This window comes from Bradyrhizobium sp. USDA 3650, assembly GCF_054057395.1.
This window is the reverse complement of record NZ_JBSRZG010000001.1, coordinates 5302501-5328007: the sequence shown is the minus strand read 5'-3', so window position 1 is coordinate 5328007 and position 25507 is coordinate 5302501. Positions and strand designations below refer to the sequence as shown.

The following is a 25507-nucleotide window of genomic DNA, read 5'->3' as shown; positions in this document are numbered from 1 at the left end:
CAGGGGATCAAGTGGACGTCAGCAATCGCCCTCGGGGCGGAGGCCGACTTGTCCCTGGCAAATGCCGATCAGGTCACGCAGCGACCGGGCTGGAGCAGTTTTGCAACCTCGGTCAGGGAGCTGACCATCGGCTCGCAGGCAATCGTCGGCTTTTTGCGGCTCTGCTTCTGGTCCGGGACCAACACCGGCGGCTTGGCGTTACCGGTCTCGATCACAGCGGGGACCCGCAGCAGCACCGACGTGTCGGCGAGATCGTTCAGCCGCATCGACACGGTACGGGTTGGAACCTCCGCCTGCTTGATATCGGCGAGCCGGTCGGCTTTGCTGGAGCGATTGACGTTATGGCCCGGCTTGTCAGCGACCGCCTGCCAGCGGTCGGCCAGATCATGGCCGGAGGCCAGCTGCACGGCGCCGACCTGAACGGCGCCAAGCGTCGCGGCGAGCGCGACGGCGCCTAAAAATACCTTTTGGATCTGTGACATGGCTGTCGGTCCCTCGCCCCATGGCGATCGCGGGAACAACGCGAGGAGATGACCGGGAGTTCTCAGTCGTTAAGATCACTTAACCGTGTGCGAAAAACACACGGCCTGCGAAAAATTTCGCAACCGGCTGGAACGACTTTCGCGGACGGGAGTCGTCTCAACAGCCGGCTATTCCCCCCTGCCCCATAAGCCGGCGACGTAGGGCGCGACTGTGGTGATGCCAGTCGCGCCTTACTTTTGTCTGGCGTTCAGTTCGCCTTCCCCGCGAGCCACTCCCGCCCCTCCCCATAGAGCTTCTCGACCTCAGGCCCGGTCAGGCCGGGCATGTCGCGCTTGACCTTGTAGCCGATCAGCCCCTGCATGTAGGCGAGGTGGCGGTAGCCTTCCGGGAGCGCGGCAAGGGCTTTCTGGTCGAGCTGAAGTGTCGCGGCGGGATCGACCGGGTCGATCCGGTCCTTCTCGTAGATCGGCTGGCGGCGGACGATGCCCCATTTTTCCTGCCGCTTCTCCAGGAAATCGTAGAAGCGCCCGGTGCAGACCACGTCGCAGGGCACGCCGTGCACCGGCGCGCGCTGCGAGATGGTCATCTTGGTCTGCGCGATGGCGCGCGCGCCCTCGAGGTCGATACTGCAGCCGCCGAGGAAATGCAGGATGCGCACGCCCTTGGCGAACCCCTCCTGGCTGACCCGCATGAAATCCCGCGCCGGCCCCTGAAACCAGGTGGCGGACATCCAGCCTTCCTCGTGCCAGACCGTGGCAAAGCGCTCCCAGTCGCCGGCATCCCGCCACACCGCCCAGTTCTCGACGAGATCGCGGATGGCGAGGCGGTCGAGGAGTTGCTGGTCCATGATGCGAAATCTCCTGGCGGCTTGAGGTGGCGATAGATGTCATCGGCCCGAGGTATCAACGGCCAATTGGGTTGTCGTCAAGCGCGCACGATGCTTTGGGGGCGTTCGAATTGCCCACAGCCAGTCCGCGCGATACGAGCAGCGAGCCTTGCAATCAACCTGACCGCGACTAATATTCGCACCCGATGCAAATGAAATTTCCCGTGCTGGCCGCGCTTCTCGGATTGCTGGCGGCTTTTCCCTCCCAAGCGCAGACCGATTCCGTCCAGGCCTGGAAGATGAGACTGTCTGCCCACATCGCGAGCAGGAACCTTCTTCCCGCCTGCCGCGATGGGGCAAACGGGTGAGGCCAAGGTTGGATTCGTTGTGGATCGGTCCGGCAAACTCATATCGCGGACGCTGGCTGAGAGCGCCGGGTCTCAATCGCTCGATGCTGCTGCGCTTGCAATCGTCGAGCGCGCTCAGCCATTTCCGGAAGCGCCTTCGGAACTGACGGAGAGCTCGTTCTCTTTCACAGTCCCCATCGTCTTCCGAGGCCGCCAATTCCAGGTGTCGCCCTCCGGGTTAGTGCTGAACAGGCCGGGTCCCGCCCTCGCCGAGGGCGACGGCATGGCTGCGTGGCGCAAGACGGTAATCGAGCATGTCTGGCGCAACAGGGCGTTTCCGCCGGAGGCGATGGGTCACAGAGGCGATGCCGGTGTCACATTCGTGCTCGACCGCTCGGGCAAATTGATCTCGCACGCGTTGGTGGAAAGCACAGGCTCCCCGCCGCTGGATGCGGCAGCGCTCAGAATGGTCGAGCGAAGCGAGCCATTTCCGAAGCCGCCGCCCGAGGCGAAGGACGACCTCCAGAAGGTGACCATCCTGATGACTCTCGACGGAACGCAACCGATGAGTGGGGCATGGGCGGACGAACCCAAGTTGAAGGCCAAGCTTAACAGCATCTGCCGAGGCTGCTGAATAGAGTGCCGGCGAATAAAAACAGCGCGCCTTGCGGCGCGCTGTCTTCTTGTCCGAAGGGGATCTTCCTTGCGCTGCAGGCGCTCCGTTACGCCGCCGGCACTTTCGGCGCGCGGTTGCGGGAGTTGCGCTGGAAGAATAGCGCCTGGCTCGCCACCGCCGACACCATCGCCGGCTGGAACGGCTTTGAGATCAGGAACGCCGGCTCGGGGCGCTCTCCGGTGAGGAAGCGTTCGGGGTACGCGGTGATGAACACCACCGGCACCTCGAAGGTGCGGAGCAGCTCGTTGACGGCGTCGAGGCCCGACGAGCCGTCGGCGAGCTGGATGTCGGCCAGGATCAGGCCGGGCCGCCTGTTCTTTGCCAAGGCGACCGCATCGGCGTGGGTACGGGCGACGCCGACGACATTGTGGCCGAGATTCTTCACCAGGCTCTCGAGATCCATGGCGATGAAGGTCTCATCCTCGATGATCAGCACGTCGGTGGCGATCTCGGCGGCCATCTCACGGCCTGCGGCATCCGCGAGCCGGCGCGTCTCGCCGACGTCGGTGCCAAGAATGTAGCCGACTTCTTCCTCCGAAAATCCCTCGAGCGAGAGCAGCAGGAAGGCTTGCCGCGGCAATGGCGTGATGTTCGACAGCCGTCGCTCCGGCGGCATCGGCAGGTTCGTCACCTCCGAATCGTCGTTGACGGAAACGGAATTCCAGATTTGGGTGAACAGCCGGAACAGGCCGGCGCGCGGCCCGTGGCTCTCGTCGAGCACCGACGGATCCCCCAGCATGGCTTCCAACATGGCTGCGACATAGGCGTCACCGGAGGACTGGCTGCCCGTCAGGGCGCGTGCGTACCGGCGCAACAACGGCAAGTGTTCAGCAACGAGCTGTGAACGGGACATCCCCACTCCATATCATCATCGGGCCGACCTTGACGTGCAGGCGTTAGGCGGGGGGCCCGGGTTCCCCTGCTGGACTGATTACGCCTCAGCCTGAGAAAAGTTCCGCATGGGGGCGGAACTTTTTCTCGCAACTCGCATTGAGCCTATCCAGGGAACGGCTCCCGGTTGAGAGAACTTCTCGATTTTACAGTTACTTAACTCGGGGAAACGTGGAACAGGTCATGAAAGATCTCAAGTCTCAAGCCAGCAAAAGCACGACCCCCGGCAAGGGAGGGCTCACTCCGGAGATCCAGTCCCGGATCGGGCACCAGCTGCGCGCCATGTACGACGACGTGGTGCGGCAGGGGGTTCCGGACCGGTTCGCGGAACTGATCAAGAAACTTGATGCGCCGGGAGCGACACCCCAAGTGGAAAATGGTGGCGGCTCTAATGACAACAACAATGGGAGGGATTGATGCCTCTCACGGACTCCCTGCGTAACGACATCCTGGCGGCCGTGCCCAGTCTGCGCGCGTTCGCCATCTCGCTCAGCGGCAATGCCGATCGTGCCGACGATCTGGTCCAGGAGACGCTGTTGCGCGCGCTCGCCAACATCGACTCGTTCCAGCCCGGCTCCAATCTGCCGGCGTGGCTGTTCACGATCCTGCGCAACCTGTTCCGCTCCGACTATCGCAAGCGGCGGCGGGAAGTCGAGGACGCCGAAGGCAACTACGCCAAGACGCTGAAGACGCAGCCCTCGCAGAACGCCCATCTCGAGTTCGAAGAATTCCGCACGGCGCTCGACAAGCTTCCGCAGGACCAGCGTGAAGCGCTGATCCTCGTCGGCGCCTCCGGCTTCTCCTACGAGGATGCGGCTTCGATCTGCGGCTGCGCAGTCGGCACGATCAAGAGCCGCGTCAACCGCGCGCGCTCCAAGCTCGCGGCGCTGCTCTATGTCGATGGCGCGGAGGATTTCGGGCCCGACGAGACCATTCGCGCCGTGATCGGCGGCAGCGGCGGCTGACCGCCGGCGTCAATCGGACTGAGACCGCGATGAAGGCGGCCGCTTCCGCGGCCGTCTTCGTTTGTCTGAAGCGTGAAACTTGATGGTGCCTGCGTCGCCTCGATCACCGGTCCACGCTTGATCACTCGTCCACGAAGGTCACGGTCTCGGCCACGCTCGCACGCGACGTGCGGTAGCTGTTGACCTTGTGGGAGTTGTCGGCATAGCCGAACGAGATGCCGCAAACGATGCGGCGGTCAGCAGGCAGATTGAAATGGCGGCGGATCAGGCCGGAGTGGCGCGCGAGCGCCGCCTGGGGAATGGTGCCGAGCCCGAGCGCCTGCGCCGCCAGCATGAAGTTCGAGACATAGGCGCCGCAATCGATCGCACCGTAGATGCCGAGCGGCTCGTCGGTGTGGATGATGGCCACATGCGGCGCGCCGAAGAAATTGTAGTTCTCCAGCGCCTGCTTGGCATAGGCCATCTTGTCTCCGCGCGCGATGCCGAGCGTGTTGTAGAGCTGAAAACCGCTCTCGCGGCGGCGATCGAGATAGGCGCCGAGATATTCGCGCGGGGGCGTGAAATCATAGTCGTCGCCGAGCCCGCTCGATGCTTCTGCGTAAATCAGCTTGCGGAAACGCTCCTTGGCCTCGCCGCTGGCGATGACGACCTGCCAGGGCTGACTGTTGCACCAGGACGCCGTGCGCTGCGCGGTGGTCAGCACATGTTCGATCGTCGCACGATCGACCTCCTTGGCCAGGAAGGCGCGCACCGAGTAACGCTCGTTGAGTAGCTCTTCGAGCACGCCGATGCGGTCGTTTTGCTTTACTTGTGCGTCCATGGATCAACTCGCGCCTTCTCTTCGTAGGGTGAGCATAGGCGCATAGCGCCGTGCCCACCGACAGACTTACCTCGGCGCATCTGCGCATGGTGGGCACGCTTCGCTTTGCCCACCCTACAAGATACAGCGAGAGACTAGATCACCGTCCCTTGGTCGGGATCTTGTTATACGGCACGTCCTTGTCGACGCGGATGTCACCCGGCAATCCCAGCACACGCTCGGCGATGATGTTGCGCAAGATCTCGTCGGTGCCGCCCGCGATGCGCATCGAGGGCGAGGACAGCAGCATCTGCTGGAACTGGCCCTGAACGGTTTCCTCGTCGCTGCCGGTGAGAACGCCGGCCGCGCCCTGGAGGTCCATGGCGTAGGTTGCGATGTCCTGCAGCATCATGCCGGAGACGAGCTTGCCGATCGAATTCTCCGGCCCCGGCCGCTCGCCCTTGGACAGCGCCGAGATCGCCCGGTAGCTGGTGTATTTCAGCCCGCTCGACTTCACCGCCCAGCTCGCGAGTTTTGAGCGCACGGCGGGATCGTCGATGGCGAGGCCATCCTCCAGCATCAGATTGGAGCAGAACTCGAACATCTCGGGTACGCCGGTCGCGAGCCGCGAGCCGATCGACATCCGCTCGTTCATCAGCGTGGTCAGCGACACGCTCCAGCCCTCGCCGATCGCGCCAAGACGCTGGCTGTCGGGAATGACGACGTCGGTGAAATAGACCTCGTTGAACTCCTGCATGCCGTTGGCCTGCTTGATCGGGCGCACCTCGACGCCAGGACTCTTCATGTCAAGGAAGAACATGGTGAGCCCCTTGTGCTTGGGCACATTGGGATCGGTGCGCGCGATCAAAAGACCGTAGTCAGAATAGTGCGCACCTGAAGTCCAGATCTTCTGGCCGTTGACGACCCAATTGTCGCCCTTCTTCTCCGCGCGCGTGCGCAAGCCCGCGACATCGGAGCCCGCTGACGGCTCGGAGAACAGCTGGCACCAGATCTCCTCGCCCGCGGCCAGCTTCGGCAAATGGCGCCGCTTGGCGTCCTCGCTGCCAAAAGCCATCACGGTGGGCCCGCACATGCCCTCGCCGATCTGGAACGGCTGCGTCAGCTTGCCATAGACGCCCTCCTCCTGCTGCCAGATCACCCGCTCGATCGGCGTCGCACCCCGGCCGCCATATTCCTTGGGCCAATGCAGGCAGGCCCAGTTACCTTCGGCCTTCTTCTTCTGCCAGGCCTTGCCGACATCGACGATGTCGTGGTTGGCGAGCCGGATGCGGCCAAGCGAGGATTTTGACAGCTCGGCCAAAAACTCCTTCGGCGCATTGGCCTCGACCCATTTGCGCGCGGTCTCGCGGAATGCGGCTTCCTGCGGGGTGTCGTCGAAATTCATGGCGGACCTCTTCGTTCTTGCTCTGTCTTAGTCCCTCATGATGAGGAGGCGCGCAGCGCCGTCTCGAACCACGAGCCCCAGTCGGGCCTGCATCCCTCGAGACGCCGCGTTCCGCGGCTCCTCAGGATGAGGATCATCAGCCTCTTCCCTTGGTCGGGATCTTGTTGAACGGCACGTCCTTGTCGACCCGGATGTCGCCGGGCAGGCCCAACACCCGCTCGGCGATGATGTTGCGCATGATCTCGTCGGTGCCGCCTTCGACACGGGTGCCCGGCGCGCGCAGCAGCATCGCCTGAAAGCGGCCGGCGAGTTCGGCATCCTCGCCGCTGACCACTCCGCCCGCGCCCTGCAAGTCCAGGGCATAAGTCGCGACATCCTGGATCATCGAGCCCGCCACCAGCTTACCGATGGAGTTTTCCGGTCCCGGCCGCTCGCCCTTCGACAGCGCGGAGATCGCGCGCATGCTGGTGTATTTCAGCCCGCTCGCCTTCACCGCCCAGCTCGCCAGCTTCGCGCGCACGGCACGATCCTCGATGGCAGGGCCGTCGTCCAGCATCAGGTCCGAGCAATAATCGAACAGCTCGGGGAAGCCGGTCGAGACGGCCGCGCCGATCGCGCTGCGCTCGTTCATCAGCGTCGTCAGCGAGACATTCCAGCCGTCACCGACCTCGCCGAGGCGCTGATGATCGGGAATGCGAACGTTGGTGAAATAAACCTCGTTGAAGTCGGACGCACCGCTCGCCTGCTTGATCGGCCGCACCTCGACGCCCGGGCTCTTCATGTCCAGGAAGAACATGGTAAGGCCCTTGTGCTTGGGCACGGTTGGATCGGTGCGGGTCAAGAGGATACCGTAATCGGAATAGTGCGCGCCCGACGTCCAGATCTTCTGGCCGTTGATCACCCAGTCATCGCCGTCCTTCTCGGCGCGCGTGCGCAGGCCCGCAACGTCGGAGCCGCCGGCCGGTTCGGAGAACAGCTGGCACCAGACCTTTTCGCCGGAGGCGAGCGGCGGCAGATAGGCGCGCTTATGCTCCTCGCGCGCGAACGCCATCATGGTCGGCCCGCACATGCCGTGGCCGATGATGAACATGCGGGAGAGCTGGCCGAACGGCCCCTCTTCCTGCTGCCAGATCACACGTTCGATCGGCGACGAGCCGCGGCCACCATACTCCTTCGGCCAGTGCAGACAGGCCCAGCCGGCATCGGCCTTCTTCTTTTGCCAGGCCTTTGCAACGTCGAGGATGTTGGCGTTCTTCAATTGCGTGCGGCCGAGCGAGGACTTGCGAAGCTCGTCCTCGTATTGCTTCGGTGCATTCGCACCGATCCAGGCGCGAGCAGTGGCGCGAAATTCGGCTTCCTGCGGTGTGTCGTCGAAGTTCATGACGTTGCCCTTTGCCTACGCCGCGTTCTTCTTGCGCATGCGGTCGATCAACTGGTCTTCCCAATAGGACAGGCTGCCAAGACCGAGCGCCATAGCGTTGGCGCGGCGGTAGTACATGTGGCAGTCGAACTCCCAGGTAAAACCCATGCCGCCGTGGACCTGGATGTTGTTCTTGGCGCAGTGCTGGAACGCCTGCGTCGCACTGATGCGCGCGGCTGCAGCCGCTTCCGGCAATTCGCCTGCATTGGTCGAGAGCGCCCAGGCGCCGTAATAGCTGTTGGAACGTGCCAGCGTCGCCGACACGTACATGTCCGCCAGCATGTGCTTGACGGCCTGGAACGAGCCGATCTGTCGGCCGAAAGCGATGCGGTCGAGCGCATAGTCGCGGCCCATCTCCAGCGCGCGGTCGGAGCCGCCGACCTGCTCGAACGCGCAGAGCACCGCGGCGCGGTCGAGCACTTGAGTCAAGATGCTCCAGCCTTCGCCGGCCGCGCCCAGTGGCTCGGCCTTGCAATCGTTGAAAGTGATCTCGGCCTGTCCGCGGGTCGGATCGAGATTGGTCAGGCTTTTCACCTCGACGCCCCCGTCCCTGAGATCGACGATGAACAAGGAGACGTCGCCGTCGCGTCCGCTCGATCCCGTGCGTGCCGCGACTACCGCGAAGTCGGCGATCGCGCCATCGGCGACCGGCTTCTTGACACCGTTGAGCACGCCGTTCGCAGCCGTCAGCTTGACGTTCTTCGGCGACGGATTGCCCTTGCCCTCGAACAGCGCCAGCGTGCCGATCGCCTCACCCGAGGCAATCGCCGGCAACCATTTTTTCTTCTGCGCGTCGGTACCCGCGATCAGCAGCGCTTCGGCAGCGAGATAGACGGTGGAGGAAAACGGCACCGGTGCGTTCGCACGGCCCATCTCTTCAGCGATCACGCAAAGTTCGAGATGACCGGCGCCGGCGCCACCAAAATCCTCGGGAATAGCGACACCGAGAAAACCCATCTCGGCGAGGCCTTTCCACAGCTCCTTGTCATAGGGTGCCTTGCCGTCGAGAACTGCGCGCACCGCCTTCGGTGAGCACTTCTCGGTGAGGAATTTGCGCGCCTGATCGCGGAGCTGCTTCTGGTCGTCGGAGAAATCGAAGTTCATGGCGCGTATCCGTGTTGATGATGTCGATTACTTGAGAACGATGACGTCCTGGTCAGGCTTGTCGGCATAAAGCCGCTCCACCAGAGCGGCACGGCGCTCCAGGCCGGCGCGCTGGTTGATGTAGCCCTTGTCGGTGAGCTCGTTGCCGTCGATCGAGGGCGGTTCCGCCATCAGCATGGCGCGCGCGATGATGCGGCTGCTGGCGCCCTCGCACTCCTTGTTGTGAGCCTCCAGCCCGCGCCTGAAGCAAGCGATCACCTCGGGATGCTTCACGGCGTCCTCGAAGCTGAAATCGGGAGCACCGACGAGCTGGCGGCAGGCATGCAGGTTCGGCCAGGCCAGCAGGCCGATGAAGGCGCGATCCTGCCCCGCGACCAGCGCATCATGCACGACCGGCGTCGCGGCCGCGATCGCATCCGTGCGCAGCGAGCCGACATGGACGAAGGTGCCGGTGGTCAGCTTGAAGTCCTCGACCACGCGCCCCGCAAAGATGATGCCCTTCACGGGATCGGAATCGTCGACGAAGATGCCGGCGTCACCGATGCAATAAAAACCTTCCTCGTCGAACATCTTCTTCGTCAGGTCAGGCTGGCCGAAATAGCCCGGCGTGACGTTGACGCCGCGCAGACGCAGCTCGTATTTCGAGCCGCACGGCACCATCTTCAACTCGACGCCGGGGAACGGCAGGCCGATGAGGCCGACGCGCTCGGTGTCCCAATAGGTGCCGGTCGAGGTCGGCGCGGTCTCGGTCGAGCCCCAGCCGGTATAGAACACGATGCGCTCACCGGTGGCCTTCACGGCGAGGGCCTGCATGCGGTCGTAGAGATCATCAGGCAATCGCGCGCCGCCATAGGCCATGATCGAGAGGTTCTTGAAGAAGGATCGGCACAGCGCGTCGTCCTTCTCCATGGCGGCGGCGAGCGCGGCATAGCCGGCGGGGACGTTGGCGTAATAGGTCGGCGAGATCTCGCGCAGATTGCGCAGCGTCTCATCGAATTGGCCCGGCATCGGCCGCCCGTCATCGATATAGAGCGTGCCGCCGTCGACCAGGATCGGATGGAACGCCGCATTGCCGCCCATGGTGTGGTTCCAGGGCATCCAGTCCAGCATCGTCGAGATCGGACCGCCGGGATCGCGCGGCCGCACCTGCATCATCATCGCCGTATTGGCGCACATCATCGCTTGCGTGTTGATGACGGCCTTGGGCATGCCGGTCGAGCCTGACGTGAACAGCAGCTTGCCGACGGTCTCAGGCGTGATCTTCGCGATCGACGCTTCGACATCGGCAGTCGCGGCTGTCGCCGCGAGCTCGGCAAAGCTGACGCTCGCGATATCCTCGCAGGGCCGCAAGACGTGAACCACGGTGACGCCGGTGAGATCGAGCGCTTTCAGCGCCTTCTCGAAGGTCGGGCCGTCCTGCACCATCACCACGCCCGGCTTGATCAGGTCGAACAGGTATTTCAGCTTGACGTGATCATGGCTCATCAAGGAGTAGGCCGGCGAGACCGGCGCGGCCGGGAGGCGCGCCTGCATCGCCGCCTGCGTCATCAGCGCGTGCTCGATCGAATTGCCGGAGAGGATCGTGACCGGGCGGCCGTCGAGCGCGAGATTGAGCAGGCCTTGCGTCAGCGCATCCACGGTGCGCTTGGCTTCGCCATAGGACACCTTACGCCATTCGCGGTTAGGGCCGCCGCGCTGGGCAAGCCAGATCCGCTCGGGCGCTTCCTTCGCCCATTTTGCCAGCGAAGCCGGGATATGCTTCTCGTAGGTCTGCAGCGGGATGCGCGACTTCAGCACCACGGTGCCGTCGTCGCGGCGCGCGACATCGATGTCGCGCGCAAGCCACTTGACCTTGCGAAAGGCGGGCTTCGTCATCACCGCCGCCGCGCTTCCACTCATTTTGCGTCTCCCGGAATTTCTCGTCCTTTACGGATCTTCATTGTCAGCGCCTGATATAGACAGGCTTTCGCTTCTCAAGGAAGGCCCTGATGCCTTCCGAAAATTCCTCGGAGCGGCTGCACAGGACCTGGTTGCGATCCTCCATCGCGATCACGGCTTCCAGCGATCCGGCATCGACGCTCATGTTCAGACATTCCTTGGACAGGCGTAGGCCCACGGGCGAGGCCGTGATCATCGCGTCGACATAGGGTTCGGCGGCCTTGTCGAGCTTGTCCTCGTCGACGACCTCGGAGACCAGCCCGACCGCGAGCGCCCGCTCGGCGCCGATGAAGCGTCCCGTGAGGATCAGCTCCGAGGCAACGGAGACGCCGACAAGGCGTGGCAGGAAATAGCTGGTGCCGATGTCGCAGCCGCCAAGGCCGAGCTTGATGAAGGCGCAGTTCATCCGCGCCGATCTCGTCGCAATGCGGATGTCGGAGGCGAGCGCAAGTGCAAATCCGCCGCCAGCCGCCGCGCCCTGTACCAGCGCCAGGATCGGCTGCGGACAGCGCCGCATCAGCATCACGATGTCGGCGATGCGCCGCTGGGAATCCAGCGACTCCGTGACATCAGGCGGCTCCTGCTGGCCGGCACGGCGCGCCATCGCCGCCTTGAGATCGAGACCCGCGCAAAAATTCTTGCCGGCGCCCTTCAGCACCACGACGCGCGTATCGCGGTTGCGCTGGAGGCCCTGGAAATAGACGTTGAGCGCGTCGATCAACGCAGGATCGAGCGCGTTGAGGTGTTCGGGACGATTGAGCGTCACGGTGTCGACGCCGTCATTGTGCTCGATCAGCAGCGGTTGGGACATGAGGCGCCTCGTGCTTGCCGCCATTCGCGGTGCCGATTGCTGCGCCCTCTCCCCTTGCGGGAGAGGGCATGTACATCGCTAGCCACATACTCGCTTGGGTGAGGGGTCTGTCTCCGCGGATAGAGGCCCCTCATCCGGCGCGCTCAAGAGCGCGCCACCTTCTCCCACAAGGGGAGCAGGGAGGAAGAGCTACCGCGGCGCCATGCGGATCGCGCCGTCGAGACGGATGGTCTCGCCATTGAGCATCGGGTTCTCGACGATGTGCACGGCGAGCGAGCCGTATTCGTTGGCATCGCCGAGACGCGCGGGATGCGGCACCTGGGCACCGAGGCTCTTGCGGGCTTCTTCGTTCAAGCCCATCAGCAGCGGCGTCAGGAACAGGCCGGGCGCGATGGTGTTGACGCGGATCTTCTGGCTCGCGAGGTCGCGCGCGGCCGGCAGCGTGAGACCGACGACGCCGCCCTTCGACGCCGCATAAGCGATCTGACCGATCTGCCCTTCGTAGGCCGCGACCGACGCCGTGTTGACGATGACGCCGCGCTCTTCACCGACCGGCTCGATCGTGACGAGGCGCTCGGCGAACAGACGCAGGCAGTTGAAGGTGCCGATCAAATTGACGTTGATGATGCGCGCGAACTTCTCCAGCGGGTAGACGCCGTCGCGGCCGACGATGCGCTGCGATCCGCCGATACCGGCGCAGTTCATCAGCACGCGCGCGACGCCGTGCGCGGCTTCCGCCTTGGCGATCGCCGCCTTGATCTGCTCCTCGCTGGTGACATCGGCGTGAAGCGCGATGCCCTTCACTTCGGCGGCAACCTTCTCGGCGTTTTCCTTGCTCTGATCGATCACGCCGATCTTGGCGCCCTTGGCGGCCATGGCGCGGGCGGTCGCGGCACCAAGGCCCGAACCACCGCCGGTGATGAGAACGGCAACGTCTTTCAACTGCATCGTAAGCTACCTTTCCTTGGACGTTTCTTCTCTAGACTTCTGCGTTCTGGCCGGTCATCCGGCCGCGGCAGCTTCCTCGACATTCGTGAGAATGCCGCCGCAGATCAGCGTTTCCATATGCTTGATGTATTGCCGGCAGACGTCGTCGGTGACCGGGCCGACGCCGGTCGCGCGCGACATCGCGTGCCGGCCGAAGAACAGATGATCGCAGGCGCCGATCAGGCTGGTGTAGAACAGCACCGGATCGGTGGCGCGGAATTCGCCCTGACTGACGCCTTCGGCGAGCAGGCGGCGATGGAAATCCAGCAGCGGCGCGACGAAAAATTTCGAGACTTCGTCCGCGGAGCCCGCGACGCTCTCGTGCAGCAGATAGTGGATCAGCCGGTTCATGTAGGGAAACCGGTGATAGGCGCGGATGATGCCGCCGATATGCAGCTTCAGCTTCGCGGTCGGCGTGATCGGCTGCGCCAGCAGATATTCGAGATTGGACAGTTCCGTTCCCGCGTCGCGCTCGAGCAGCGCCAACAGCAGGCCGTCCTTGTTGCCGAAGTGATATTTGACCAGTGCGGCATTGGCACCGGACTTCTGGGCGATGTCGCTCAGCGAAATCTCGATCGAGGAGCGTTCGATCATCAGCTCGCTCGCGGCCACGAGCAATTTCTCTGCCGTGGAATTCTTTCCGCTGGGGAGCCTGTTCGGTACGCTGGTAGTCACGGAGATCCCTGATTTTGGCGCGAGAGCGGCCGCAGATAAGCCCAAGCAGCGCCTCCCCACAAGAGTTAATTGATCGATTGACTAAACAACCCGTCGCCCCTTAAATCCGCCCCGACAAGCAACCGTTCAAAACAATCCAGGGAGAAACCGACATGGCCGAGGCTTACATCGTCGCCGCTGCCCGTACCGCCGGTGGGCGCAAGGGGGGCCGCCTCGCCGGATGGCATCCGGCCGATCTCGCTGCGAAGGTGCTGGACGAGCTGGTCGACCGCACCAAGGTCGATCCCGCTTTGGTCGAGGACGTGATCATGGGCTGCGTCATGCAGGTCGGCGAGCAGTCCAACAACGTCGCGCGCAACGCCATCATGGCCTCGAAACTGCCGGAGAGCGTGCCGGGCACCTCGATCGACCGCCAATGCGGCTCCTCGCAGCAGGCGCTGCACTTCGCAGCCCAAGCCGTGATGTCCGGCGCGATGGACGTGGTGATCGCCGCCGGCGTGGAATCGATGACGCGCGTGCCGATGGGCCTGTCGTCGCAGCTTCCCGCCAAGAACGGCTTTGGCAATTACAAGAGCCCCGGTATCGAGCACCGCTATCCGAACATCGTGTTCAGCCAGTTCACCGGCGCCGAGATGATGGCCGAGAAATACGGCCTCTCCAAGGACGAGCTCGACGAGTACTCCTACAACAGCCATCAGCGCGCGATCGCGGCAACGCAGGCCGGCCACTTCAATAAGGAGATCGTGCCGCTCGAGATCACCCGCGCCGACGGCTCCAAGGACACCCACCACATCGACGAGGGCATCCGCTTCGACGCCACGCTCGACGGCATCAAGGGCGTCAAGCTGATCGCCGAGAACGGCAAGCTCTCCGCGGCCAGCGCCAGTCAGATCTGCGACGGCGCCTCCGGCGTGATGGTGGTGAGCGAGCGTGGCCTGAAGCAGCTTGGCGTGAAACCGCTGGCGCGCGTTCACCACATGACAATGATGGGCGGCGATCCCGTGATCATGCTCGATGCTCCGCTGCACGCCACCAAGCGCGCGCTGGAGAAGGCCGGCATGACGATCGACGATATCGACCTGTTCGAGGTCAACGAGGCCTTTGCCTCGGTGCCGACCGGGTGGCTCAAGACCACCGGCGCCGATCCGGAACGTCTCAACGTCAATGGCGGCGCCATCGCACTCGGCCATCCGCTCGGCGGCTCCGGCACCAAACTGATGACGACCCTGGTGCATGCCCTGCATCAGCGCGGCAAGCGCTACGGGCTCCAAACCATGTGCGAAGGTGGCGGCATGGCCAACGTGACGATCGTGGAGCGGCTGTAAGCCGTCGCCTCATTGGTCGCCACATTAACGGTGTCGTCCCGGCGTAGGCCGGGACCCATAACCGCAGGAGTTTGTGGTTAGGGCGAGCTGTGGCGACATCGCGCTTCAACAATTTGCAGCAGTGGGTATGGGTCCCGGCCTTCGCCGGGACGACACCATTTTTGCCTTGGGACCGCGCCATGACTCACCCCTCCATCCACGCCCGCGCCACACCCGACAAGATCGCCTATCAGATGGCCGGGACCGGCAAGGCGATCACCTATCGCGAGCTCGACGAGCTCTCGAACCAGGGCGCGCACCTGTTCCGCTCGCTGGGGCTGAAAGCCGGCGACCACATCGCGTTGCTGATGGAGAACCGTCTCGCGTTCATGGAAATCTGCTGGGCGGCGCAACGCAGCGGGCTCTATTACACCGCGATCAGCCGCTATTTGAAGCAGGACGAGATCGACTACATCATCGCCGATTGCGGCGCCAAGGTCGTGATCACCACGCCGAAATGCGCCGACCAGATCAAGGCCCTGATCAAGGGTGCGGCCGGCGAGCCGGTCTTCTACATGATGGACGAGCCGCAAGCCGGCTTCCGCTCCTACGACAACGAAGCCGCCGCGCAGCCGACAACGCCCATCGCCGACGAGGTCGCCGGCTATGACATGCTGTATTCGTCCGGCACCACCGGCCGGCCCAAGGGCATCAAAAAGGCGTTCGAGGGCAAGCCGATCGACGAGCCGAACGCGTTTCTGCGCGTGCTCTGCGCCGGCATGTGCGGCATGAACGCCGAGACCACTTATCTTTCACCAGCACCGCTCTATCACGCCGCTCCATTGCGCTTCAACATGATGGCGATCCTGCTCGGCGGCACCTCTATCATCATGGAGCACTTTGATGCCGAGGATTTCCTGAGACTGGTCGAAAAGTACAAGGTAACGCAGGCACAGCTCGTGCCGACCATGTTCGTGCGCATGCTCAAGCTGCCAGACGAGGTCCGCAACCGCTACGACGTCTCGACCCTGAAGGGCGCGATCCACGCCGCCGCGCCCTGCCCGGTCGAGGTCAAGGCCAAGATGATCGAATGGTGGGGGCCGATCCTGATCGAGTATTACGCGGGCTCCGAAGGCAACGGCGTCACGGTCTGCAACTCGAAAGAATGGCTGGAGCACCGCGGCAGCGTCGGCCGCGCCGTGGTCGGCAAGATCAGGATTCTGGACGAGAACGACGAGGAGCAGCCGACTGGCGAGATCGGCACCGTCTATTTCGCCGATGCGCCTGTTTTCACCTATCACAACGATCCCGAGAAAACGAAGAAGGCCTACAACGCAAAAGGTTGGTCGACGCTCGGCGACGTCGGTTATCTCGACAGAGACGGCTTTCTCTTTCTCACCGACCGCAAGTCCTACATGATCATCTCGGGTGGCGTGAACATCTATCCGCAGGAGACCGAGGACGTGCTCATCACCCATCCTGAAGTCGCCGACGTCGCGGTGTTCGGTGTGCCGAACGAGGAGATGGGCGAAGAGGTCAAGGCGGTGGTGCAGCCGCACGATCCCAAGCGCGCCGGCAAGGAGCTCGAGGCCGACCTGATCGCCTACTGCAAGAGCCGCCTCTCGACGATCAAATGCCCGCGCTCGATCGATTTCGAAGCCGAGCTACCGCGCACGCCGACCGGCAAGCTGGTGAAGCGGCATTTGCGCGACAAATATTGGCCGAAGGCGGCAGCGAAAATCTAGCCCGCGGCGTCATCGCCTCAATCAAACAAGCTCGGCGTGTGGTTCACCAGCGCGCCTTCGATCTCCAGCATCTTCAGCTTCGTCACCACGCCGCCGTTCGCGGAGAAGCCGCCGGGCTTGTTGCCGGCCGCCAGCACGCGATGGCAGGGCACGACGATCGGGCACGGATTGCGGCCAAGCGCCTGGCCGACGTCGCGCGACAGCTCGACACCGCCGAGCTGCTTGGCGATGTCGCCATAGGTGACGGTCTTGCCCGGCGGAATGGTGCGGGCGATCGCGTAGACCCCGCGGTTGAAATCGGGCACGCCGTCGAGATCGAGCGGGATGTCGGTGAGGTCATCCGGCTCGCCCGCGAGCAGTTTTGTGATGCGGTCGATCGCCTGCTGCACTTCGGCGGTCGGCTCGGCTTCGCTGGCGTCGGCATGGCGCTGGCTGATGCGGGTGCGGATCTTCTGCTCGCCGCCCATCGGCAGTTGCGTGCCGTTGATGCCGCGCGGACCCCAGGCAATGGCGCACAGGCCGATCTTGCTATCGAACAGGGCAAAAATGCTGGTCGGTCATGGTTTGGTCCCTGGCTTGCGTTCCCTCGCATGCCCCTAATGTGAACTGAGCTCAAACCTAGGCTTGGAAATAGTTGCGATCCACCCGGTTTCCGGGAATCTTGCACAGGAGTTCCGCCTCCTGTTCGCGAGCCCAGAATGCAAAGCCTCCACGTCGACGGATACGACATGCCCTATCTCGACGTGGGCGAAGACCGAGGCCGGCCGCCGCTGGTTTGTGTGCATGGTTCGCTCAACGATTTCCGTGTCTGGGGCTGCGTGCTAGGGCCGCTGTCGCAGCGGCACCGGCTGATCTGCGTCAGCCTGCGGCATTTCTTCCCAGCGCAATGGGATGGCGTCGGCGAGACCTATTCGATCGCCCAGCATGTCGACGACGTCATCGCCTTCATCGAGGAACTCGACCTCGGCCCGGTCGATTTGATGGGCCATTCCCGCGGCGGGCATATCTGCTTCCGCGTGGCGCAGCGGCGGCCGGATCTGCTCCGGCGGCTGGTGCTGGCCGAGCCCGGCGGCGAGCTCGATGCAAGCCTCGATCCCGATTATGCCGGCGGTCCCTCGCCGCTGCTGGCGCGGTTCACGGCCTCGGCCGAGAAGATCGCGGCCGGCGACGTCGACGGCGGCCTTGCCGTCTTCGTCGACACGCTTGAAGGCGCCGGCACCTGGCCGCGGCTGCCGGCGCTGGTGAAGCAGAATCTGCGTGACAACGCTTTCACGCTGATCGGCCAGGTCCGCGACAACCGCCCGCCATTCTCGAAGGCGGACGCGGAGTCCATCAAGATGCCGACGCTGTTCGTCCTGGGCGCGCGGACCAAGGGCCTGCTGCCGAAAGTGCTGCATGCGCTCGCTGCGCATGTGCCGTATTCCAGGACGGCCGTCATCCCGAACGCAACGCACCCGATGTTCGAGCAGGCGCCGCAGAAATACTCCGAAGTGGTGCTGGATTTTCTGGCGGGCTGATCATGCAGACATTTCGCGTCAACGATTACGACATGGCCTATCTCGAAGTGGGAGAAGGCCCGCCGCTGGTCTGCGTGCACGGCACGCTCGGTGATTTCCGCACCTGGTACTCCGTGCTCGGACCGCTGTCGAAATCACATCGCGTGATCTCGGTGAGCCTGAGGCATTTCTTTCCTGAGCATTGGGATGCCGTCGGCGACGACTACAAGATGGCCCAGCACGTCGCCGACGTGATCGCTTTCATCGAGCAGGTCGACCCCAGGCCGGTCGACCTCATGGGCCATTCGCGCGGCGGCCACATCGCCTTTCGCGTGGCGCAGTCGCGGCCTGATCTGTTGCGCAAGCTGGTGCTGGCCGAGCCCGGCGGCGATCTCGATGCTAGCCTGCCGGTGCCTGCAGGCACGCCCGCGCATCCGCCGCTGGCCGCGCGCACGGCGCGCTCGGTCGAGATGATCCGCGCCGGCGACACCGAGGGCGCGCTGCAGAACTTCTACGAAGGGATCGAAGGCGACGGCTCGTGGCGGCGCGTGCCGGCGGCGGCGAAGCAGCAATTGCGCGACAACGCGATCACCTTCCTCGGCCAGATCAACGAGCAGCGCAGGCCCTACACGCTCGCGGACGCGCAGGCGATCAGGACCCCGACGCTCCTGATCGGCGGCGGGGCGACTGCGGGGAGCCTGTCCGTGATGTGGCGCGTGCTGGCCGCGCACATCGCGGGCGCCAAAACGGCCGTGATCCCCAATGCCGGGCACTGGATGTTCGAGCAGGCGCCGCTGGAGTTCGGCGAGGCGGTCAGCGCGTTTTTGGCGGAGTAAGCGGCCTCACGCTCTCTTTTTTTGAAAGCAACCCCATGCACAGTAGCTGAGCCTAGCAATATCAATGGCTTGGCCGAGCGCAAAAATGGGATCGGACGCCCCGTTGGTCCGCGCTTGACGCCGTTCCCCTCTCGGCCGTATCTTTGAATACGGAATTCCGTATTCGCTCTCATGCTCTCGGAGCTGCCGGCGTGATCCCTCTCGACCCGCTTCCGAACTTGATCGACCAAGTCTATGCGCGGATCCTGGAGGCGATCTCCGACCGCACGCTGCAGCCCGGCCAGCGCATCCGGCAGAACGAGCTCGCCGATAGGCTCGGCGTATCGCGCCAGCCGGTATCGCATGCGCTGCACCTGTTGCACCGGCAGGGACTGGTCGCCGAAAGCGGCCGGCGCGGCTTTGAAGTCACCCAGCTCGATCCCGCGCGCATCCGCCAGCTCTACGAGGTGCGCGGCGCGATCGATGCGCTGGCGGCACGGCTTGCCGGCGAACGCGCCGCAAGCGATGCGGCGGGACGCGCGCGGCTGGAGGCGGCGCTCGCAGCCGGGCGCGGGGTTGATTGCAAGACCACGCTCGCCGAGCTGATCGCGCTCGACGTCGCGTTTCATCGCGCGATCTATCGGCTCGCCGGCAATCCCGTGATCGAGGAGACGATTACGCCGCAATGGCCGCATATGCGCCGCTCGATGGCAACAGTGCTGTCCGAACTCGATTATCGCGGCAGCGCCTGGGCCGAGCATGCCGACATTGCCGGACACATTCTCGCGGGCGACGCGAAGGCGGCCGAGCGTGCGGCGCTTGCGCATGCGCAGACGGCGGGACGAATGACCGAGGAGAGACTGAGGGCAACGGAAGAGGCGGCGGCGTAGATCACGATCTCCGTCGCCGTCATGGCCGGGCTTGACCCGGCCATCCACGACTTTGTTCGACGCTGGAAGAACGTGGATGCCCGGGACAAGCCCGGGCATGACGAGAGAGAAAAAATGACAAAACAGGAGGACGCGCCATGAAACTGTCCCAGGAGCAATTGGAGTTCTTCCAGCGCGAGGGCTGGCTGTTCCTGCCCGAACTGTTCAGCCCGGAGGAGGTCGATCTCCTCGCGCGCGAGGCGGTTGCCATCTATGACGCGAACCGGCCGGAAGTCTGGCGCGAGAAGAGCGGCGCACCGCGCACCGCCTTTGCCGCGCATCTCTACAACGAAGCGTTCAGAATCCTCGGCGCGCATCCGCGCATGATCGACCCGGTCGAGCAATTGTTCGGCGAGCAGGTCTACATGCACCAGTTCAAGATCAACGCAAAATCCGCCTTCACCGGCGACGTTTGGCAATGGCACCAGGATTACGGCACCTGGAAGCGCGACGACGGCATGCCCGAGCCGCGCGCGATGAACATCGCGATCTTCCTCGACGAGGTGATGCCGATCAACGGCCCGCTGATGCTGGTGCCGCAGAGCCAGAACGCCGGCGACCTCAAGGCCTCGCACGACCTCGCGACGACCTCCTATCCGCTGTGGACGCTGGACGAGGAGACCGTGACACGCCTCGTCAAGCAGGGCGGCATCGTGGCGCCGACGGGGAAGCCCGGCGGCATGCTGATGTTCCACGGCAATCTCGTGCATGGCTCGGCCGGCAACATCACGCCCTACCCGCGCAAGATCGTGTACCTGACGCTGAACGCAGTTTCGAACTACATCCGCACCCCGACGCGGCCGGAGTACATCGCGCATCGCGACTTCGCACCGATCAAGACGGTGGACGACGACGCGCTGGTGCGGCTCGCCCGTGCGCCGCGGCAGGCGGCGGAGTAGACTTACTCGCAGGACATCCTCAGCCGTCATGCCCGGGCTTGTCCCGCCTGCGCGGCCGAAGCCGCTTCGGCGAGGCGAAGGCCCGGGCATCCACGCCTTGAGACGATCACTGCAGGCAAAGACGTGGATGGCCGGGACAAGCCCGGCCATGACGAGCTGATAGATATACGCACCTCACCAATTCTGCCCTCGCTGGACATCCCCATGAACCTCTTCCGCCTCCTCCAGGCCCGCGCTGCCGCCGGCAAGCCCGTCCGTGTGGCGCTGATCGGCGCGGGAAAATTCGGCTCGATGTTTCTGGCGCAGGTGCCGCACACGCCGGGGCTCGTGGTCCCCATCATTGTCGACATCGATCGCGATCGCGCGCGCGAGGCCTGCCGCACGGTCGGATGGGACGAGGACCGCATCGCCGCCACGGTTTTCACCGATGACGGCGCGCGCGCCATTGCCGGCGGCGCGATGGATGTGGTGGTGGAGGCGACCGGCAATCCGGCCGTCGGGATCAGGCACGCCCGCGCCGCGATCGCGGCGGGCAAGCATATCGTGATGGTCAATGTCGAAGCCGACGTGCTGGCGGGTCCGCTGCTCGCCGATGAAGCCCGCAAGGCCGGCGTGGTCTATTCGCTCGCCTATGGCGACCAGCCGGCGCTGACCGCGGAGATGGTGGATTGGGCTCGCGCCACCGGTTTTCACGTGGTTGCCGCCGGCAAGGGCACAAAATATCTGCCGGCCTATCACGACGTGACGCCTGACAGCGTCTGGCAGCATTACGGGCTGACCGCGGGCGAGGCGCAATCGGCCGGGATGAACCCGCAGATGTTCAACTCCTTCCTTGACGGCACCAAGTCGGCGATCGAGATGGCCGCGATCGCGAACGCCTGCGGACTGGACGTGCCTGCGGAGGGTCTGCTGTTTCCACCCTGTGGCGTCGACGACCTGCCGCATATCATGCGGCCGCGCAGCAGGGGCGGCGTGCTGGAGCGATCGAGCGTTGTGGAGGTGGTCTCCTCGCTGGAGCGCGACGGAAGGCCGGTGTTTCGCGATCTGCGCTGGGGCGTTTACGTGGTGCTGGAGGCGCCGAATGACTATGCCGCCGACTGCTTCAGGCAGTACGGCCTGAAGACCGACGGCAGCGGACGGTACGCGGCGATGTACAAGCCCTATCATCTGATCGGCCTCGAGCTGAACATCTCGGTGCTGTCGGCCGCGCTGCGGGGCGAGCCGACCGGGCAGCCCCACGGCTTCCGTGGCGACGTCGCCGCCGTGGCAAAGCGCAATCTGCGCGCCGGCGAGATGCTGGACGGCGAAGGCGGCTACACGGTGTGGGGCAAGCTGGTGCCGGCGGCCGCGAGCCTCAAGGCCGGCGCGCTGCCGATCGGGCTGGCGCATCGCGTGAGGCTGAAGCGCGATATCGCCCACGGCGAGATCGTGCGCTGGAGCGACGTCGAATTCGACGCAGGCAACGAGACGGTCAGGACGCGGAGGGCCATGGAAGCGGCGTTCGTGAATATCGGGGGCTAGCTCGGCAGGATCTAATGAACCTGCTCTGCGAAATCACCGCTGAAGGCCGAACGGACCAGATGCGCAGGACGTCTACAGCCGGAAAAATCTGCGCCGCAAAGTCCCGGATGACGAACTTGAGCGCGATGTCCGCGACCCATTCTCACGGAGTCAAACGAACATCGGCTTGGTGTCAGCTGCGGGGCGAGTACAGAATGCGACTCAGGCAGCTCGAACCGTGCTCAGAAATTTACTGACCTCCAGCTTGAGTCGGTTGCTATCGCGGGACAGCGACTGCGCCGCCGACAGCACCTGCAAGGAGGCCGCGCCGGTCTCGCCCGAACCGCGCTGCACGTCGATGATGTTGGAAGAGACCTGCTGCGTGCCCCGGGCTGCCTGCTGCACGTTGCGAGAGATCTCCTGGGTTGCCGCACCCTGCTCTTCCACGGCGGCTGCGATCGTCGAAGAAATCTCGGACAGGCTTTCAATGGTACCGCTGATCACCTTGATAGTCGCGACCGACTCCTGTGTTGCCGACTGAATGCCGGTGATCTGCTGGCCGATCTCGCCGGTCGCCTTCGCCGTTTGCTCCGCCAGGGCCTTCACCTCGGAAGCAACCACGGCAAACCCGCGGCCGGCTTCGCCGGCCCGGGCCGCCTCGATGGTGGCATTGAGCGCCAGCAGATTGGTCTGGCCCGCGATGGTGTTGATCAGTTCGACCACGTCGCCGATCCGGGCGGCAGCTCTGGACAATTCGCTGACGCGATCATTGGTCCTGCGTGCCTGATTGACTGCTTCATTTGCGGTCCGCGCTGATTCCTGAACCTGACGGCTGATCTCATTTACCGAGGACGTCAATTCTTCCGTTGCCGACGCAACCGACTGCACGTTGGTAGAAGCCTCCTCCGAAGCCGCGGCGACCGCGGTTGTCACCTCCTGGGCGCGCTCAGCGGTCTTGCTGAGTGTTCCGGCGGAGGCTTCGAGCTCGGTCGATGCAGATGATACCGTCTCGATGATCTCGCCGACAGCCGATTCGAAGTCATCAGCCAGCTGGATCATCTCGGCTTTGCGCTGCTCGGCCGCGCGTCTGTCGGTGACCTTCTGCTCCGCCTCCATGCGGATCTTGGCCAAGCCGTTTTCCTTGAACACGACAGCCGCCTTGGCGATATCGCCGACCTCGTCCTTACGTTCGGTGCCGACAACCTCGACACTGTAGTCGCCGTTGGCGAGATTCTGCAGCAAGTCCACAACCAGACGGATGGGCTTCGTGACACCGAACCGCGCGATGACGAAGCCGAAGCCGCAACCAATCGCGAGGATGGTCCCCATCACGGTCCAGGTCATGCGGATCGTGGCATTTGTCATGTCCGTAAGATCGTTCGAGCCCTTCTGGATGACCTTGTCCATGGTGTCGCGCAAGCTGCGCGTGTCTTCGAGCGCCTTGACGAAGGCGGGACGCATCTGTGACCGCACCACGGCGAGGGCCTGATCTTTCTGATTGGCGAGGGACGCGTTGATGACCGACTGCATCGCCTGCTGCGTCTTGGCGATCTCGCCGCCGATGATGTCGAGCTGCTTGGTATAGAGAGGCGTTGTGTCCTGGATCAGCTTCAGCAGCTTGCCGTTTTCCTCGTAAGCCTTGCCCGCCAGAGCTGCGGCTTCCTTGATCTCCTGAACATCAGGCTCGGCAAGGATCCGATAAAGCAGGTAACGGATCTCGAAAATACTCCGGTTCAGGCGCGAGACCGTGCTGACACTCTTGGCATCCTTCTCAAGAAAGGTGGAATAGGCGTCGTCGATGGTGCTCATGCGCGACGTGGCGTACCAGATGCCGGCGAGAACCATCACGCCGATCAGCGTGATGACAGTAAGAATTTTGGTGATGATGCGGAAATTTCCGAGGAAGGACATGTCGAGGCGCCTGTTCCTTGACGGGAACCTAAAATCGCGCGATTCGCCCGTCGCTGTTCGCGCGGGAAACTATGGTAATCGAGCGATTGCAGCTCTCTTAATTTCATCTACCGTGTAGATACGGGTGTCGGTGTTCGCAGCACGCGACGCCGAGCAATGTCCTCGACCAGCTAGAGGGTGGTGACTTCGCTCAAGGCAGCAGCCGCTCTTGCTTCGCCTGCCTGAACCACTTCCGGAACATGTCCTCGGTGTCCATCATCTCGGTGAAGCCGGCGCGGTTGATCTTCACGGTCGAGACGATCGATGGCGGACCGGATTCGGTCTGGCCGTAGCGCAGGCTGTAATCGGCGTATTGGAACGAGAGGCCGACGAATTCGGCCAGCGCAGGCGATGCAAGGTCGTGCTTGCGCCGCAGGGCATCCCAGGGGCCGGCCCAGTCTGTAAACGCCTTCGCGAGCGACAGCGGGACCGGCTTGCCGGGCTTCATCTCCAGTGCATCGGCGACCGCAGGCCAGATGTTCTCCCAGGTGAAGACGTCGCCATTGGTCACGTTGAAGGCCTCGTTGCGTGCGGCCGCGGCCTCGCCCGACCAGGCGATGGCGCGGGCGAGGAGATCGACATCGACGGCCTGCGCCACCCGCGCGGCGCCGCCGGGGTAATCGAGCGGCCTGCCCTGCTCGCGCAGCATCGCGGCATAGACGCCGAGCGGCGGAATCAGATCCATGGCGCCGCCCATGGCGAGGCCGACGATCAGCACCGGCCGCAGGATGCTCCAATGCCAGCTCTTGCCGGCTTGGAGGTCGCGCAAGAAGTTTTCCTGCGCCCAGTAGAAGTTGGGCTGCTCGTACATTTCGGAGCGGCCTTCGCGGGCAGGCACTGTCAGGGGGCGAACGTGGACGCCGTAGGCCTTGGTGCCCTGCAACAGGGCGACATGCCTGAGGCCGGGCGCCACAGGCTCGAGTGCACCCATCAGATTGCGCAGCATCAAATCGTTGGTCTTGATCTGCTGCGGGTCGCGCCAGCCGTCGACGAGCTGCGGCGCCTCGTAGAGCGCGGCGTAGATCAGATGCGTGGCGCTGCTCAGTTCCGATGCGGCGCGCCCGCAATCCGCGGCACTGGTCAGGTCGATCGGGACATGACGGGCACCGTAGAGGTCTCGCGGCTTCCGCCGGGACAGCGCAATGACATCGCATCCGCCCGCCAGGCCGAAGTGTCGCAATGCGGCATTGCCGACGAGACCGCTCGCCCCGGCAACCACGACTTTCTTGCCCGTCATGCGCGAGCCTCCCTGGTTTTTGCGCGACTGAATAGCAGATCGCTCGCAGGCCCGACTTGCGTCAGGCCGGCGTTCGCACTTGCGAGGCGCCCAAGAGGCTTGAGACTTGAGGCTTGATTCCGGCGAAGCGCCCGGTCATCCTCGCCGCGGAACCGCAATGATCGGAATTCCATCTACCAGTGCCCGCAAGGGCCGTTCGGAAACGCCACAACGTCTCAACAGAAAACGTCGAGCGTCGACGAAGACAAGACGACACCAAGATCGTTCCCTGGTCGAAGCATCGACTTAACGGAGGGAAGCGCATG

General features: G+C 64.0%; 24 protein-coding genes and 1 pseudogene (1 of these 25 cut by a window edge). 11 read left to right on the top strand and 14 right to left on the bottom strand.

Translation table 11 applies throughout. The features are described 5' to 3' along the window. Positions 1–68: 68 nt before the first annotated feature. Positions 69–482: a hypothetical protein gene (locus ACVIN2_RS24930; protein ID WP_456767585.1), complete on the bottom strand. Its 414-nt coding sequence runs from the start codon at positions 480–482 to the stop codon at positions 69–71. A gap of 248 nt (positions 483–730) precedes the next feature. Continuing rightward, on the bottom strand, positions 731–1330 hold the full coding sequence (locus ACVIN2_RS24925; protein ID WP_456767584.1) for a nuclear transport factor 2 family protein: 600 nt from the start codon (positions 1328–1330) through the stop codon (positions 731–733). Positions 1331–1696: 366 nt separating this feature from the next. Between ACVIN2_RS24925 and ACVIN2_RS24920 the strand changes: the two genes are divergently transcribed. Continuing rightward, positions 1697–2290: an energy transducer TonB family protein gene (locus tag ACVIN2_RS24920; protein ID WP_456767583.1), complete on the top strand. Its 594-nt coding sequence runs from the start codon at positions 1697–1699 to the stop codon at positions 2288–2290. Positions 2291–2378: 88 nt separating this feature from the next. On the opposite strand, the gene ACVIN2_RS24915 is transcribed toward ACVIN2_RS24920, so the two are convergent. Continuing rightward, complete coding sequence (locus ACVIN2_RS24915) at positions 2379–3185, bottom strand: response regulator (protein WP_027565571.1); 807 nt, start codon at positions 3183–3185, stop codon at positions 2379–2381. 221 nt (positions 3186–3406) lie between these two features. Between ACVIN2_RS24915 and ACVIN2_RS24910 the strand changes: the two genes are divergently transcribed. After that, positions 3407–3640, top strand: coding sequence for a NepR family anti-sigma factor (locus tag ACVIN2_RS24910; RefSeq protein WP_007597239.1), 234 nt, complete (start codon positions 3407–3409; stop codon positions 3638–3640). After that, a complete protein-coding gene (locus tag ACVIN2_RS24905; protein ID WP_007597240.1) occupies positions 3640–4188 on the top strand; it encodes a sigma-70 family RNA polymerase sigma factor in 549 nt (182 codons plus the stop codon). Before ACVIN2_RS24910 ends, ACVIN2_RS24905 begins: the two co-directional genes overlap by 1 nt. Before the next feature lie 121 nt (positions 4189–4309). Here ACVIN2_RS24905 and ACVIN2_RS24900 read toward each other — a convergent pair whose 3' ends face one another. From ACVIN2_RS24900 to ACVIN2_RS24865, 8 genes are all read right to left on the bottom strand, one after another. Further along, positions 4310–5008 carry a nitroreductase gene (locus tag ACVIN2_RS24900; RefSeq protein WP_456767582.1) on the bottom strand — a complete coding sequence of 233 codons (699 nt, stop codon included), beginning with the start codon at positions 5006–5008 and terminating at the stop codon, positions 4310–4312. 139 nt (positions 5009–5147) lie between these two features. Continuing rightward, positions 5148–6392 (bottom strand): acyl-CoA dehydrogenase, encoded by a 1245-nt coding sequence (locus ACVIN2_RS24895; protein ID WP_456767581.1) that lies wholly within the window; start codon positions 6390–6392, stop codon positions 5148–5150. 136 nt (positions 6393–6528) lie between these two features. Continuing rightward, positions 6529–7773 (bottom strand): acyl-CoA dehydrogenase, encoded by a 1245-nt coding sequence (locus ACVIN2_RS24890; RefSeq protein ID WP_456767580.1) that lies wholly within the window; start codon positions 7771–7773, stop codon positions 6529–6531. Positions 7774–7788: 15 nt separating this feature from the next. Beyond that, positions 7789–8916, bottom strand: coding sequence for an acyl-CoA dehydrogenase family protein (locus tag ACVIN2_RS24885; protein WP_456767579.1), 1128 nt, complete (start codon positions 8914–8916; stop codon positions 7789–7791). Positions 8917–8943: 27 nt separating this feature from the next. Further along, a complete protein-coding gene (locus tag ACVIN2_RS24880; RefSeq protein WP_456767578.1) occupies positions 8944–10815 on the bottom strand; it encodes an AMP-binding protein in 1872 nt (623 codons plus the stop codon). Positions 10816–10858: 43 nt separating this feature from the next. Further along, positions 10859–11665, bottom strand: coding sequence for an enoyl-CoA hydratase/isomerase family protein (locus ACVIN2_RS24875; protein WP_456767577.1), 807 nt, complete (start codon positions 11663–11665; stop codon positions 10859–10861). Positions 11666–11854: 189 nt separating this feature from the next. After that, positions 11855–12613 (bottom strand): SDR family NAD(P)-dependent oxidoreductase, encoded by a 759-nt coding sequence (locus tag ACVIN2_RS24870; RefSeq protein WP_007615252.1) that lies wholly within the window; start codon positions 12611–12613, stop codon positions 11855–11857. Between the two features lie 54 nt (positions 12614–12667). Beyond that, positions 12668–13270 (bottom strand): TetR family transcriptional regulator, encoded by a 603-nt coding sequence (locus ACVIN2_RS24865; protein WP_456769798.1) that lies wholly within the window; start codon positions 13268–13270, stop codon positions 12668–12670. A 209-nt stretch (positions 13271–13479) separates the two neighbouring features. On the opposite strand from ACVIN2_RS24865, the gene ACVIN2_RS24860 reads away from it, so the two are divergent. Together ACVIN2_RS24860 and ACVIN2_RS24855 are read left to right on the top strand one after the other, a co-directional pair. Continuing rightward, positions 13480–14652, top strand: a complete 1173-nt coding sequence (locus ACVIN2_RS24860) for an acetyl-CoA C-acetyltransferase (RefSeq protein WP_456767576.1) — start codon at positions 13480–13482, stop codon at positions 14650–14652. 179 nt (positions 14653–14831) lie between these two features. Beyond that, positions 14832–16376: an acyl-CoA synthetase gene (locus ACVIN2_RS24855; protein ID WP_456767575.1), complete on the top strand. Its 1545-nt coding sequence runs from the start codon at positions 14832–14834 to the stop codon at positions 16374–16376. Between the two features lie 17 nt (positions 16377–16393). Here ACVIN2_RS24855 and ACVIN2_RS24850 read toward each other — a convergent pair. After that, positions 16394–16937 (bottom strand): annotated as a pseudogene (locus tag ACVIN2_RS24850) (methylated-DNA--[protein]-cysteine S-methyltransferase). 137 nt (positions 16938–17074) lie between these two features. Between ACVIN2_RS24850 and ACVIN2_RS24845 the strand changes: the two are divergent. From ACVIN2_RS24845 to ACVIN2_RS24825, 5 genes are all read left to right on the top strand, one after another. Beyond that, a complete protein-coding gene (locus ACVIN2_RS24845) occupies positions 17075–17893 on the top strand; it encodes an alpha/beta fold hydrolase (protein WP_456767574.1) in 819 nt (272 codons plus the stop codon). A 2-nt stretch (positions 17894–17895) separates the two neighbouring features. After that, positions 17896–18708, top strand: coding sequence for an alpha/beta fold hydrolase (locus tag ACVIN2_RS24840; protein ID WP_456767573.1), 813 nt, complete (start codon positions 17896–17898; stop codon positions 18706–18708). Between the two features lie 191 nt (positions 18709–18899). After that, on the top strand, positions 18900–19577 hold the full coding sequence (locus ACVIN2_RS24835; protein ID WP_456767572.1) for a GntR family transcriptional regulator: 678 nt from the start codon (positions 18900–18902) through the stop codon (positions 19575–19577). A 137-nt stretch (positions 19578–19714) separates the two neighbouring features. Further along, positions 19715–20515: a phytanoyl-CoA dioxygenase family protein gene (locus tag ACVIN2_RS24830; protein WP_456767571.1), complete on the top strand. Its 801-nt coding sequence runs from the start codon at positions 19715–19717 to the stop codon at positions 20513–20515. 204 nt (positions 20516–20719) lie between these two features. Then, positions 20720–22036, top strand: a complete 1317-nt coding sequence (locus ACVIN2_RS24825) for an NAD(P)H-dependent oxidoreductase (protein WP_456767570.1) — start codon at positions 20720–20722, stop codon at positions 22034–22036. A gap of 201 nt (positions 22037–22237) precedes the next feature. Here the strand turns inward: ACVIN2_RS24825 and ACVIN2_RS24820 are convergent, their stop codons facing one another. Together ACVIN2_RS24820 and ACVIN2_RS24815 are read right to left on the bottom strand one after the other, a co-directional pair. After that, complete coding sequence (locus ACVIN2_RS24820; protein ID WP_456767569.1) at positions 22238–23926, bottom strand: methyl-accepting chemotaxis protein; 1689 nt, start codon at positions 23924–23926, stop codon at positions 22238–22240. A 190-nt stretch (positions 23927–24116) separates the two neighbouring features. Then, positions 24117–25202: an NAD-dependent epimerase/dehydratase family protein gene (locus tag ACVIN2_RS24815; protein ID WP_456767568.1), complete on the bottom strand. Its 1086-nt coding sequence runs from the start codon at positions 25200–25202 to the stop codon at positions 24117–24119. A 302-nt stretch (positions 25203–25504) separates the two neighbouring features. Between ACVIN2_RS24815 and ACVIN2_RS24810 the strand changes: the two genes are divergently transcribed. Further along, positions 25505–25507: the 5' end (the start) of a TRAP transporter substrate-binding protein gene (locus ACVIN2_RS24810; protein ID WP_219680430.1), read on the top strand. The gene runs 1086 nt beyond the window's last position; 3 of the gene's 1089 nt are visible here — the first part of the coding sequence; it begins with the start codon at positions 25505–25507; its stop codon lies off the right edge, out of view.

Excerpts from the sequence above, each read along its gene's own strand:
- ACVIN2_RS24910 (WP_007597239.1), top strand. The coding sequence starts at position 3,407 with ATGAAAGATCTCAAGTCTCAAGCCAGCAAAAGCACGACCCCCGGCAAG.
- ACVIN2_RS24820 (WP_456767569.1), bottom strand. The coding sequence starts at position 23,926 with ATGTCCTTCCTCGGAAATTTCCGCATCATCACCAAAATTCTTACTGTC.
- ACVIN2_RS24830 (WP_456767571.1), top strand. The coding sequence starts at position 19,715 with ATGAAACTGTCCCAGGAGCAATTGGAGTTCTTCCAGCGCGAGGGCTGG.
- ACVIN2_RS24825 (WP_456767570.1), top strand. The coding sequence starts at position 20,720 with ATGAACCTCTTCCGCCTCCTCCAGGCCCGCGCTGCCGCCGGCAAGCCC.
- ACVIN2_RS24900 (WP_456767582.1), bottom strand. The coding sequence starts at position 5,008 with ATGGACGCACAAGTAAAGCAAAACGACCGCATCGGCGTGCTCGAAGAG.
- ACVIN2_RS24895 (WP_456767581.1), bottom strand. The coding sequence starts at position 6,392 with ATGAATTTCGACGACACCCCGCAGGAAGCCGCATTCCGCGAGACCGCG.
- ACVIN2_RS24845 (WP_456767574.1), top strand. The coding sequence starts at position 17,075 with ATGCAAAGCCTCCACGTCGACGGATACGACATGCCCTATCTCGACGTG.
- ACVIN2_RS24875 (WP_456767577.1), bottom strand. The coding sequence starts at position 11,665 with ATGTCCCAACCGCTGCTGATCGAGCACAATGACGGCGTCGACACCGTG.
- ACVIN2_RS24930 (WP_456767585.1), bottom strand. The coding sequence starts at position 482 with ATGTCACAGATCCAAAAGGTATTTTTAGGCGCCGTCGCGCTCGCCGCG.
- ACVIN2_RS24815 (WP_456767568.1), bottom strand. The coding sequence starts at position 25,202 with ATGACGGGCAAGAAAGTCGTGGTTGCCGGGGCGAGCGGTCTCGTCGGC.
- ACVIN2_RS24840 (WP_456767573.1), top strand. The coding sequence starts at position 17,896 with ATGCAGACATTTCGCGTCAACGATTACGACATGGCCTATCTCGAAGTG.
- ACVIN2_RS24915 (WP_027565571.1), bottom strand. The coding sequence starts at position 3,185 with ATGTCCCGTTCACAGCTCGTTGCTGAACACTTGCCGTTGTTGCGCCGG.
- ACVIN2_RS24860 (WP_456767576.1), top strand. The coding sequence starts at position 13,480 with ATGGCCGAGGCTTACATCGTCGCCGCTGCCCGTACCGCCGGTGGGCGC.
- ACVIN2_RS24905 (WP_007597240.1), top strand. The coding sequence starts at position 3,640 with ATGCCTCTCACGGACTCCCTGCGTAACGACATCCTGGCGGCCGTGCCC.
- ACVIN2_RS24925 (WP_456767584.1), bottom strand. The coding sequence starts at position 1,330 with ATGGACCAGCAACTCCTCGACCGCCTCGCCATCCGCGATCTCGTCGAG.
- ACVIN2_RS24870 (WP_007615252.1), bottom strand. The coding sequence starts at position 12,613 with ATGCAGTTGAAAGACGTTGCCGTTCTCATCACCGGCGGTGGTTCGGGC.
- ACVIN2_RS24855 (WP_456767575.1), top strand. The coding sequence starts at position 14,832 with ATGACTCACCCCTCCATCCACGCCCGCGCCACACCCGACAAGATCGCC.
- ACVIN2_RS24885 (WP_456767579.1), bottom strand. The coding sequence starts at position 8,916 with ATGAACTTCGATTTCTCCGACGACCAGAAGCAGCTCCGCGATCAGGCG.
- ACVIN2_RS24890 (WP_456767580.1), bottom strand. The coding sequence starts at position 7,773 with ATGAACTTCGACGACACACCGCAGGAAGCCGAATTTCGCGCCACTGCT.
- ACVIN2_RS24880 (WP_456767578.1), bottom strand. The coding sequence starts at position 10,815 with ATGAGTGGAAGCGCGGCGGCGGTGATGACGAAGCCCGCCTTTCGCAAG.